Here is a 1003-nt window from a genome sequence, read left to right as displayed (position 1 = left end):
TCGCCCACCTGCACACCGCGGGCGTACCCGTCGACTGGGAACCCGCCTTCACCGGAAGCCACGCCCGACGGATCGACCTGCCGACCTACGCCTTCAAACGCGAGCGCTTCTGGGTGGCTCGCGGCCCGCGGTCAGGCCGGTCAGCCGCCTTCGACCACCCCTTGCTCAGTGGTGAGGTGCCGCTGCCCGACTCGGGGGGTGGCGTACTGACCGGTGTGCTCACCCTGGCGGATCAGCCTTGGCTCGCCGACCACTCGGTGTCCGGCGAGGTCATCTTTCCGGGTACGGGTTTCGTCGAGCTGGCTCTGCAGGCGGGTCTGCGGTTCGGCTGTGACGCGGTGGAGGAGCTGACGCTTGAGGGCCCGCTGGTGCTCCCCGAGCGCGGCCCCGTCGAGATTCAGGTTTCGGTGGCGGGGCTGGACGACGAGGCGCACCGATCGGTCTCCATCCATGCGCGCCGCGAGGACGGTGACTGGTTCCGGCACGCCACCGGGTCGCTCGGTGTCGCTCTCGACATGCCTTCGCTTCCGGAGGCCTGGCCGCCGGCGGACGCCCGGCGGGTGGAGACCGACGAGGTCTACGACGTACTGGAGGGGCGCGGTTACACCTACGGCCCGGTGTTCCGGGGCCTGCGCGGCGCGTGGCGGCGTGGCGACGAGGTGTTCGTCGAGGTGGAGGTGCCGGAAGACGCGCGTGGTGACGCCTCCCGGTGCGCGGTGCATCCGGCCCTGCTGGACGCCGCCCTGCACGGTGTCGGGCTGGGCGGCCTGATCGCCGACGACGGCCGGGCGTATCTGCCGTTCTCCTGGACCGACGTGGCAGTGCACGGTGTCGGGGCGTCCTCTCTGCGCGCGGTGCTGTCCCCGGTCGGGCAGGACGCCGTATCGCTGCTGGTGGGTGACGACTCGGGCGCTCCGGTCCTGTCGGTGGGGTCGCTGGCGTTGCGTCCCGTCACCACGGAACAACTGCACGACACCCGCGGCAACACCATCAACTCACTCTT

1 protein-coding gene is annotated in these 1003 nt (G+C 71.1%); it reads left to right on the top strand.

What is annotated here, in order from left to right; translation table 11 throughout:
- The coding region (locus tag ACH4F2_RS36375; protein ID WP_398136851.1) for a polyketide synthase dehydratase domain-containing protein at positions 1-1003 on the top strand (1003 nt) is incomplete at both ends.

Source organism: Streptomyces sp. NPDC017890, from assembly GCF_044328675.1.
GTDB lineage: Bacteria > Actinomycetota > Actinomycetes > Streptomycetales > Streptomycetaceae > Streptomyces.
The sequence above is the reverse complement of the archived record's forward strand: the minus strand, read 5'-3'. Positions and strand labels throughout refer to the sequence as shown.